Raw genomic sequence first — 10628 nt, forward strand, 5'->3', positions numbered from 1 at the left:
TTACTGCTTCGCTATTTTTTTATCAAAATTTCCTCATTATGTTCTTTTGTATATTAAATGTTCAACACAACCTAATATTAGGTCAAAAAGTTTACTTATAAACCATGGTGTAGGGGAGAATTGTGAATTATTTTTAAAAAATCGCCAACATTTGGTAAAATAGTCGTGGCAAAAAATAGTTCATTTAACGTGACAAATATCAGAGTTTGAAGAAATAAACCGATATTAAATGACTCTAAAATACATCGTAAAAAAATCCCTGTAACTATTGTAGTTTCAGGGGTTTCACCTTAAAATCATTTAAGGTAATTAGGTGTAATTTTCGCGCCGCAACTTTGCCAAGGTCGGGGTCGCGAGTTCGAATCTCGTTTCCCGCTCCAAATTCAAGAAAGCCTAACTTAATAGTTAGGCTTTTTTATTGTCTACAAATCCACCAGTATCAAGGCTTTAAAGCTTTGTGCGCCTTTTTTTACTAAGAATTCTTTGTTAATTTAACTAATCAATTTTTTGCAAAATTTTAGACCGTGACCAAAACGTGACCATTTTGTGACCACGCATTTTTTACCATTTTCTAAAGTGACCCCGACCGTGAAATCGGGGTTTTAAATGAATTTAATAATAATTTAAGTTAATCTAAGTTTTGAATTTGTTCGATAGCAAACAAAGTTTGTTTAAATTTTTGGGTTTTGCCGTAATACGAAAACTAAAAATTTTATAAACAATCACTGTCTCAATTTTTTCTTTCAAAATTTGTAAGCATTTGCAATATCACCCTTCTGCCACTTTTATCCACACTACTTACAATGCCTTCCGCTTCCATTCTATCGATTAACCGAGCAGCACGGTTATAACCGATACTAAATTTGCGCTGAATACTCGATGCTGAAACCTTACCACCTTCTCGGATAAAACTTACCACTTCATCATATAGTGGATCTGGTTGAGATGGGTCATAAAACCGCATGGGTATTTCCTGCATATACGATTCAATCAGTTCATTAATTTCCTGCGACTGAGTCACCACATAATTTTGCCTTTCATCGAGTTGCCATTTTTCACAAGCTTGATTAATTTCAGTTTGTGTTGCAAAAATAGGTTGTAGATATTTTGATTCATCGCTACCAGAAGGTAAAAATAGCATATCCTCATTGGTTAGCAGTTCTGCACCCGAACTATCTAAAATGGTTTGTGAATCAGATTTAGTATTAACTTCAAAGCTTAGCCGAGTTGGGATATTGGCTCTTATTAATTCTGTAATCACATCCACAGAAGGATAATTAGTTGATAAAATTAAATGAATTCCCGCTGCACAGGCTTTCTGCGCAATGTTGATTATCATTTTTTCATTCGATAATGTACCATCTAGCATCAGCTCTTTTAACTCACTGAAGATGACCACAATTCTTGGTAAGGGTTGAAATAGGGCTGAAATCTGCTCAAAATCAATAATGGGATTATCAACCACTCGGTAACGAGCTATTAATTTGCTAAGTTCGTTAGTTTCTTCCATCTTTTGATTGAAGTCCACCAAGTTTCTTGTTTTGGTTAGACTCATTAATCGATAACGACGTTCCATTTCTAACTGACACCAAGCCAAGTTTCGAGTTGCATTTTCCCTATTACTAATTGGGGCTATCAAATGTGGTAAGTTTTGATAATCCGTAAACACGGGTTTTTCACTGTCAATGAACATAAGCCTAACTTGCTCAGGGCTATATTGCATCAATATACTGACCATTAAAGTGTGCAACATTTTGTTGGTCGTATCTTTTGAACGGCCTGTCATGAGTAAATGTGGCGCTTTAGTAAGATTTAAATAAGTTGCCTGTTTTGGGTATTGATAGCCCATAAATAGATGAATGGCATTATTATCAAATGCAGATGATTTACTGGCTAGTAGCGAGAGCAAGCTCACATCCCATTGCTCTTTGGATAATGGTAATTGGTTTTGTGATTTTTTTGACGACAGCTTTGATCCGTTATTGTCATACCAAAAAGCGAATGTCGCAATATCACAGCGATTATCCTTAGCTGTAAATGAAATACCATAAAAAATACTGCTTTGCTCTGCGATAAATGTTTCCATTGCTTTGCTAATCTTTTCTTGATCGTTAAAGTTGAAGTTATCAGAAGTTGTGATATTCATAATAATTGCTGTATATTTTGGTGATATATCCGGTACAAACTGAAATTTATTAGCATACCTAGACAAATCATTGAAATTATCATTGGTAGTGCGATAAGAAATGAATCTTGCGGTATTGGTATTCTCATAACAAAGTAAAAAATCATTTTTATCAATACGTATAAAATTCTCATCGCTGGTTACATGGTTGATTGTCGCCACCAAAATATCAACATCATCAGGCTCACACCACATAATTTTGTCAGCGACCTCTACACTGTCGTCATTCATTTCATCTTTATTAGTTACGATACCAACTAATAATTCAGCACCGACTTGTTGTTTGAAATCTAGTAATTTTTCGCTATCAAAGTGAGCATTTACTTTAAAAAAAGCAAAATGTGCTTCAACGCCGTTAAAGTTATTATCTTGTTGGTATAAGATGGCAGTCACAGGTAGGTTATTATTTGGGTAATAATTAGTTATTAAGTTGTCCATGATTGATAATCCTATAGTCGCTGTGGCAATGATAAATCATTTATTTAAGTGCCCAGCTATGGATAAGATTGTATTCTTCTTGTTCACAGCTGAAGCGTTTTGATATGACGCGGCTTTTCTTGCCAATCGCAGGCAAACTATAATCCCAGAACTCAACTTCAAAAATGGCAAATCCTTCATCATCTAAGGCAATTAAAGTAAAACAAAACTTATCATCGCCATAGTCATGTTCTTCATTTCTTTCAATTGGCTCTTCAAAGACCACCTTACATTTGAGACTTAACTGATAGCCATCAAATTTCTCAGGGTGCATGGGGAATTCTTTCCAAGCGATGTCAGTGACTTTAAAATGATTCATGGGTTTTCCTTGGCTTAATTGATTTAATGATATTGAGTGTAAAACATTAATCGGACAATTCATGTCTGATTAAACTGTTTTTTAGAAAAAAATAAGGCTTATAAGATAGTGTTCCTATAAGCCTCTGAGTAAATCATAAGTTTCAAGGTTGGAAATTTGGAGCGTGCTGATTGATGTTAATGACAATATATTTTTCATAATTCTTAGCGATTTTTGGCGGTAAAATCACGCCATGTAATTGGGCTCGCAAGTCGTCCCAACGCTCTTCAAGCACTTGCCAGTTATATTCATCATATGTACCTTTAAAAATAATCGGGTGAATGTTAATTTTCGGAATAGACATTGGCGATTTTGCTTGTAGATAATCCTTTAACTGGCGTTCCCATAAGCTACCGAGTCTATCGACCCTGCCAATTTGTTGCTCAACTACGCCAGGATTCCACTCAGCGTGTAGCAAAATCACCGTTCGACACGCCTCATGTAGGTTCAAGCCTTCTCTGCCTACTAACGACTGGCAGACTAAAACTTTAGGAAAAATATTGGCATTATTAAAGGTATAACGTAGGTGACGGCGAGTATTATGCTCTGTTGTTCCATTCATCAAACGGGCTAACTTACCTTCTGGATTATCATATTCCTGCGTCAAAGCCGTTTTAAATTCTTCATAAAGCACTGATTCATTATAATAGCTTTCTTCATCATCCTTGACCTGAATAAAAATATTTACCAATTCTTTAAAATATTTCAAAAAATCATTAGCATTCAACTCAGCTTCAATCATGCCTTTTTCTTGCAAGGCTCTGGCAAGTAAGGCGGTCATATTGCTTTGAGTATCTGCTTTTAAATATTGAACAATAGCACTCGCAACAGAGTCATTATCGTCGTTGGCTATTTCTTGGATATATTTATCAATTTGATTGCGTAGGTTTCTACGCTGATTTTCAAGCTGTTGATACTGCTTTTCCAATTTATCATTAATTTTATTAAGTTTTTCCTTATCTGGCACAGAAGCTAATGCTTGCAAATCGCTTGTTAATTTACCTTCTGCAAGCAGTTGGCTAAAAGCGGTCAATAAAACCGCTTCTTTCTCGACTTGGATTTTTGCTTGTGCCCATAACACCGATTTATCCAACGCTTGCAACATAGCTCTAGCATTGAGCATATCAACCAATGCTTGCATAGGCTTGGTGAATCGCCCAAATACCAATACTTTTTCCAATTCAATAATTTTTTCAATCTGTTTAATTGCAATGGAAATCGCAGGGTGCTGATAAAGACTGGTTTCGTGGTTCAAATTTTTAATTAACGCATTTTGCCAAAACTCAAGACGCTGAGCTTGTTTTTTATCATTATTCTTTAACGATATTGTTTCAACATGATATTCAAGTTTATCTTGCTCAAGTTGAGCCTTATCCGTATCATCAGCGAATGTGCTATCCAATAAACTAGTAATGCCATGCCCATTGCCAATGGTAAGGCGTAAGCGTTTAGCAAAGGTATTAGCGTGATAATTTGCAACGAATGATAGGGCTTCTGCCGCACAAATGGCTTGCTTCCACGCTAAGTCTAAGTCTTCAGTTGAGATAGAAAATGGCAAATGCTCTCGATACTGATGATGTTCTAAACCTGTTTTGGCGACAAAGTTTTGTATCGAGGCAAGTTGGCGTTTATCGCGCCGAGAAAGGTAGGGCGTAAGGGCGGTTTCAAACTGTTTGGCTTGAGCGATAAAATTTGTGACCGCTGATTCGTTGGTTGGCATAGCCTGTACTTGTGATACAGCTTGGCTATAACTTTCAATAATCTTTGATAATTTTTCGACTTGGGCTTGAGGTAAAGAAATTCTTTGGAAAATAGCTTGCCATTGGCTACTATCTAATTCTACAGGTGTGGCAGTCAATGCCAATCGCCGACTATGTTTTGAAGATAAAATAATGCTTTCTACCAAGCTGTTGAGTGAAGATTCCTGCCCACGACTTTTATGGGCTTCATCGATAATCAATAAGTCAAACTCACCAAATCCTATACCAATCAAGGTTTCGAGTTCATCTCGTAATTCGCCATGTTTGGCATACTCAGAAGGGTCAAAAAGATGTTTCCACTCTACACGATTTTCATCCGTACTAGCAAAAAGCTTATTTATTCGAGTTTTAGCATGGTGAAAAATACTTTGACTGGCATTAATCACCCATTCGTCATCCAAATTAAAATTGTCGTGGTACCCATTTGGGAAACGCCCTGTATGGTCTTTACGCCATAACGCATACACACAAGGTAGTAATGCCCATCGCCACGCTACCGAATTATTGTTAAATCGCCAGTTGGCAAAGCCATGCGATACCATCACTAAAGACTGGTCAAACCAAGGGGCAAGATTGTCACCATCCGCCCATGCTTCTAGATACTGATAGATACTACGTACCATATTAGGGCTACTGACATCAATTTTTTTAAACTCTTCCTGCCATTGGTCACCGAGCGAAGTCGGGGCAACTACAGCCACTCTGCCTTTGGCTTGAATGACTGCTTTCGCCAAGACACAGGCAATACGGGTTTTCCCCATACCCACTTCATCGGCGATAATCATGCCATTATTAGGCAAATTCGCCATCAGCTTGGTTAAACTGAATTTTTGCCCTTGAGAAAGAAGCATTTCATCTGCGTTACTAATTTTCTGAGTTAAAATTTCATTAACTGCTTGCCAACCTTTAAATTTTGCCATGTTATGCCCCTAATTTTGCCAAATTTTCGACTTGCCATAATTTTTCGATATCTTGTATGACCTTTTCGTATTGCTTACCTTCTTTGTTTTGGTCATCTTCGGCAAAATCTGGGCGAAAGGCAGATTGTAATAACACGCTTAGCGGGTTAATGCCCAAGTCTTTTCTAAAGTAGGCAATGGCTTGTGAGTCTTTAGTCTGTGATAGCGTCTGAAATAGGCGAAAACACCACGTTTGCCAATCAGTTTGAGATATCTTAGTTTGCTTATCGGCAATGGATTCTAGCCATTGCATGACACTTCGGATGGGATAAGTTGAAGTATTATGATTTTGTGGGGCGTTTAATTCGGATGTTTTCACAAAATTTTCCTCAAAGGTATCTATTTGCTCGTCACTTATGTCGTCCGAAATTGCCATTGGAAAGTTTAATAACTGCCATAAACTATCTTCCAGTTCTAACGCTTGCAAAGGCACACCCGCGATACGCCCAAATTCATCAATCACAGGCACAAGCGACTGAAATGTCTCGCCTTGAGCTTGATAGCTTACTAACACTTCTCGTGGTAAGGTTGCGTTAGCTTCTTCGCCCCAAATAAAATAATCTTCCTGTAATGAACAAGGTTTATTGGTTTCGTCATTATGGGGGTACAGGGTTAAATCTTGTAAAATGATACTATCACTCACCATTGTTTCAGGAAGATGTAGTTTTATTAACTCATCGCTAATCTCTCCGATCAAATAACTAATTGGACTTGCTAAAAACTCAATAGTTTCTCGAAAGTCGTCACTTCCTGTTTGCAGGTCACTTGCACAACTAATTTCCTCTTCCCAACCGATCGGAAGTTGATTGGTAATCACTTGCTCAGGCTTAACACCATATTCTTCCCAATACATATTTTCTACGCTTTGAATGATACCTGCTTCAAGATTACTTTTAGAGCCAATCACATGCATAAATCCTTGTTGGCTAAGATTACCTGAACCTAGATAAATCCAAGCATTATTACAGCGATTTGAATTCTCTCGATAGTTGGCACTAAAGATAAATTTCGCATGAAGATGGCGATTTTTACCAAAGAACTTTTCGTTGATCATAGCAGGGCGAACTTTAAAGCCTTCCTTCACCAAATTATCAAAACTAAGACTAATACTTTGACAATTTTTTGGATTGACGAAGATATCCATTTCACAGCTTTGGGTAACAAAGTTATTGTCTTTAAGCCAACTTGCAATAGCACTAGGGACAGTAGCTATTTTATTTTCGCTTTGTGATTCAAAGAAACCAGAACCCAATGCCAAATAATTACGATTTTTTGCACCCAAGGTTTTGACGTAAGTTTGTAACTGGTTAAATAAAGGTTGTTTACGGTTATCAATAAATCTTGGCGTGCCTTGAGCATGTTGAACTATATTTTCAAGCCATGTCAATGATTCCGACATCGCTAGGTAAGTTTCGCTGTGCTGATTATAATTCAATAATTCGGTATTAAAATCTTTGAGTAGCCATGAAAAAAGTGACCATGCTGACTGAATATCCGAACAATTTTGACCGATTTCTGTCGTCATTTGAGCTAAATCATTAGCAGACACATCAACCGTCCAGACTAAATCCATGCTTTCGGTAAGCGTTTCTTCGGTCCAGTTGCCTGTAGATACCAATAAACGAATGAGCCACTGTGATTTATCTTGGGCATGGTGGTAGCATAAAATCGCAACTTTGGCGTGTAGCAATTGATACTTATTTTGGCTTTTAGCAGTTGGCGTCATACCTAAATGTAATAGTCCTGCCACATCTTTTGCAGAAATTTGTACATTGGTAGGGTCTAGCATTGCGACCAACGATACTTTGCCTTGCGAAGCTCGCTGTCCCTGCGTTTGGCGAGTAAAGCGTTCTAATGCGTTCACAAAAAAATTTGAGCTTGCTGAATAACCACACAACCAGCCAAAATGCCCAATGTAATCATCAGGTGCTTCAAAATGTTGGGCTAAAGATAAGGCGTTAAATTTATTTTTCATTGTTCTGCGTCCACATCCGATACGTTATTGTTGGATAACCAGTCATCTAATCGTTCTGTTAAATCAAGATGTAACAAGTATAAATTTCTCATTCGATAGGAAATATTTGACGGGAAAGGATAGGCAGACTCTACCTGTGCCTCTTCATCCACCATGATATCACCCAAAAAAGCCGAGCCAGGCTTGATTTGGTCATCGACTAATCGCAATACTTGCCCGTCTAAATTCACCAATTCCTTAATCAGCCTAATGCTATCAGATTGTTGGCAAATCCGAGAAAATTCATTGGCTTCAGCGACATGGCTTTTACTACTCAGAAATAAAGTTGCTTGTTCTCGCAGCTCTTTAAGGGATGTTGCCAAAAATTCGATTGAATCGGCTTTTAGATTAAATGTCGTTTTTTCACTATTATTACCCATATGACTTTCGATTCTGTCAAGAAGTAGGAATGCTTTAGACTGTAGGGTAAAAAACATCGCCCCTGTTGTTAAGTCATGCCAATGCTCTGAATCTATTTCTTTAGGCTTCTCAATCCAAGTAAGCTCCTCATCATGTTTATCTAATCGCTCGATAAGTTTTAACGCATTGGCACGACGTTTGGCTTGTTGGTTGCTATCGTTACCTTTTATCAAGCTGTTTTTGATGAGATTAAGCGTTGCTTTATCTAATGGGATGATAGGACTTATCGCCTTTGTGATGATACTATTTTTGCTTAGATTTCCGCCATTTAGCCATTTCACAAGGTAATCTGTCACGCTTGAATTACTGGGTTTATAATCTCGAAAAGCAGATTGAATCAGTGTTTTACCACTTTCATTACATTGAAAGGCATTAAATCTAGCACTATTAGTATCTACTAAGTCAAGAGCAGGCAAGGCTAATACCGAAGCCATTCGCATAGGCTGGGTCACATAAAAGCTTGGTTGCTTCACACGACTAAATACCAGATTATCGTCAACACCTGCCAGCTTTGTATTACCTCGCAAACGTAAGTCTGTCTGCCATTTATTTTCTAAAAAGGCAAAGAGACAACCAACCGCCTCAATGCTGTTGGCAACCTGAATATTGGTTACATTTTGCCCTTGTTGTCTTGCCTGTTCAGCTACCACAATACCCAATAAGGGCAATACCAGTTGCTTGGCATACCAAATTCCCCCTAATCCAGGCACGGCGAGTTCATTAAACTGCCTTACGCTACGGTTAAGTCCGAGACTACGAGTTCTTCTTTGTGAAGACAGTTCTTCCCCTGCTAATAAGCCCCATGTTGCCATGCTAACCACTCCAATTTATTAATAAATTTTCTCTTACTCATCGTAATTTGCTAAACCCGACTGTAAGCGTGCAATTACATTTTCCCTTATAATGGCAGGTTCAACTACTTCTACCATTTTGGCATTTGCGACTAAATAGTCATACAATTCTTGCGTCCAGTAAACTTGATAGTATGTATATATCAGATAATTTTTTTGTTTTCTTATTTCAAAGGGTAAACCTGCTAATAAAGAGCTTTCTTGCAGATAATCTTTGTCTTCTTGACGTATTTTTAATATCAAATCGACAGCCTCGCCCCAGTTATAAACAGGTTGAATATGTTGATCAATCTTTTGACTTAAATTATCTAAATTGATGTCTACTCTGGGCGTGGTAACCGTTGCTTCAACTACCCGAATAGCTTGTATACGGTGAAAATCTAAGGTCAAAGTGCCATTATGGTTTGGGTTATCAATAATTAGCATTCGTTTGGAAGGCGTAACTACAATTTTCAATGGAAAGCCAGTATGGGTACGAACTTCTGATTGTCCCTTTTTGATATAATCTATCGCTAAGCGTGAGTCGTCTAGTAAAGCTTGGTATATTGTATTTTCAATGTCCGCGTTTACTTGATACAGTTCAGCTTTGTTATAGGCAAAATCAATACGTTTTCGCCAATGTTGAATCCGTAAATCATCGTTTAAGCGAGATTCAGCTTGTTGCAGCAAGGTTTCAATTTCATTGTAATCTGATTTTGGCAATATTTTGCTTAAGAAACTGCCAGCTAGTAGCAACATTAGGTTGGCTTTATCGCTTATACCATTTAGTTTGGCAGTACTAGTTAATTGATAAGTATCTGCTTTGCCATTACCTTCACCTTTAAAATTAATAATCAAATCTTTTCCAAGTTTATCGCTTAACTTATTTAAATGACGTTTAATAGTTTTGCGAATACTATCTATATTTTTGGCTGTATCAATTTGATAGGCCTGTCGAATGCTAGGTTTTTCCAGCAATTCTGTGATAGTTATAGGTTTTTCAGGCGTCTTGGGTAGGGCTTTAAATAAAATCGCTGAATTATCATTAAATAATGACATAATCTACCTTGTGCAGCATAGGCAAGTTATTAAGAATATAACCATCTTATCAGACAATTTATGTCTGAAAAAAAAGAAAATTATTTTTTTAGATGAAATGAATTAATTGAAAGTATCATTTATATTACAAAAAATCTGGTAAAAAATTAGACAACATTTTGATTGTCTGCTAGCCTTATGATAAGCTCTTATAAACATAAATACTCTATGAAAATCAACAGTTTAATTAACGAACTCAATCCTGCTCAGCGCAAAGCTGCCACCACCGATAGCCAAAATACACTGGTACTAGCAGGGGCAGGCAGTGGTAAAACCAAGACCATTGTGGCTCGTGCCGCTTATTTGATTGATAAAGGTGTGCCAGCCAATGAAATCCAAATCGTCACCTTTACCCGCCGTGCTGCTAGCGAGATTGTCACTCGTGTCGAAAGTCATTTAGGATTGCAAGCAGAAGGACTGCGCGCTTCCACCTTCCATACCTTTTGTCTAAGAACCTGTTCACAATCTTTTCAATAATAAAGTGATAAAAGCGAGATTGGTAAATTGAAGGCTGGTATTTAAATGAC

Annotated in this window: 6 protein-coding genes and 1 pseudogene; 1 reads left to right on the forward strand and 6 read right to left on the reverse strand. The window is 37.4% G+C overall.

Features of this window, described 5'->3' with window-relative positions:
* Positions 1–730: 730 nt before the first annotated feature.
* From ACH0AB_RS11315 to ACH0AB_RS11340, 6 genes are all read right to left on the reverse strand, one after another.
* Entirely contained in the window at positions 731–2623 is a 1893-nt protein-coding gene (locus ACH0AB_RS11315; protein WP_406878216.1) for an FtsK/SpoIIIE domain-containing protein, read from the reverse strand.
* Between the two features lie 40 nt (positions 2624–2663).
* Positions 2664–2981: a hypothetical protein gene (locus ACH0AB_RS11320; protein ID WP_406878217.1), complete on the reverse strand. Its 318-nt coding sequence runs from the start codon at positions 2979–2981 to the stop codon at positions 2664–2666.
* Positions 2982–3123: 142 nt separating this feature from the next.
* Positions 3124–5700: a DEAD/DEAH box helicase family protein gene (locus ACH0AB_RS11325; protein WP_406878218.1), complete on the reverse strand. Its 2577-nt coding sequence runs from the start codon at positions 5698–5700 to the stop codon at positions 3124–3126.
* A 1-nt stretch (position 5701) separates the two neighbouring features.
* Positions 5702–7714, reverse strand: coding sequence for a phospholipase D-like domain-containing protein (locus ACH0AB_RS11330; RefSeq protein WP_406878219.1), 2013 nt, complete (start codon positions 7712–7714; stop codon positions 5702–5704).
* On the reverse strand, positions 7711–8985 hold the full coding sequence (locus ACH0AB_RS11335; protein WP_406878220.1) for a hypothetical protein: 1275 nt from the start codon (positions 8983–8985) through the stop codon (positions 7711–7713). Before ACH0AB_RS11335 ends, ACH0AB_RS11330 begins: the two co-directional genes overlap by 4 nt.
* Positions 8986–9018: 33 nt before the next feature.
* Positions 9019–10062, reverse strand: coding sequence for a helix-turn-helix transcriptional regulator (locus ACH0AB_RS11340; protein WP_406878221.1), 1044 nt, complete (start codon positions 10060–10062; stop codon positions 9019–9021).
* Positions 10063–10269: 207 nt separating this feature from the next.
* Between ACH0AB_RS11340 and ACH0AB_RS11345 the strand changes: the two are divergent.
* Positions 10270–10572: pseudogene (locus tag ACH0AB_RS11345) on the forward strand (UvrD-helicase domain-containing protein); the annotation flags it as partial.
* Positions 10573–10628: the final 56 nt, after the last annotated feature.

Source organism: Moraxella sp. 179-F 1C4 NHS, assembly GCF_045370505.1.
GTDB lineage: Bacteria > Pseudomonadota > Gammaproteobacteria > Pseudomonadales > Moraxellaceae > Faucicola > Faucicola tetraodonis.

What these genes read in the sequence shown, in the direction of transcription:
- ACH0AB_RS11315 (WP_406878216.1), bottom strand. Translation starts at nt 2,623, where the DNA reads ATGGACAACTTAATAACTAATTATTACCCAAATAATAACCTACCTGTG.
- ACH0AB_RS11320 (WP_406878217.1), bottom strand. Translation starts at nt 2,981, where the DNA reads ATGAATCATTTTAAAGTCACTGACATCGCTTGGAAAGAATTCCCCATG.
- ACH0AB_RS11325 (WP_406878218.1), bottom strand. Translation starts at nt 5,700, where the DNA reads ATGGCAAAATTTAAAGGTTGGCAAGCAGTTAATGAAATTTTAACTCAG.
- ACH0AB_RS11330 (WP_406878219.1), bottom strand. Translation starts at nt 7,714, where the DNA reads ATGAAAAATAAATTTAACGCCTTATCTTTAGCCCAACATTTTGAAGCA.
- ACH0AB_RS11335 (WP_406878220.1), bottom strand. Translation starts at nt 8,985, where the DNA reads ATGGCAACATGGGGCTTATTAGCAGGGGAAGAACTGTCTTCACAAAGA.
- ACH0AB_RS11340 (WP_406878221.1), bottom strand. Translation starts at nt 10,062, where the DNA reads ATGTCATTATTTAATGATAATTCAGCGATTTTATTTAAAGCCCTACCC.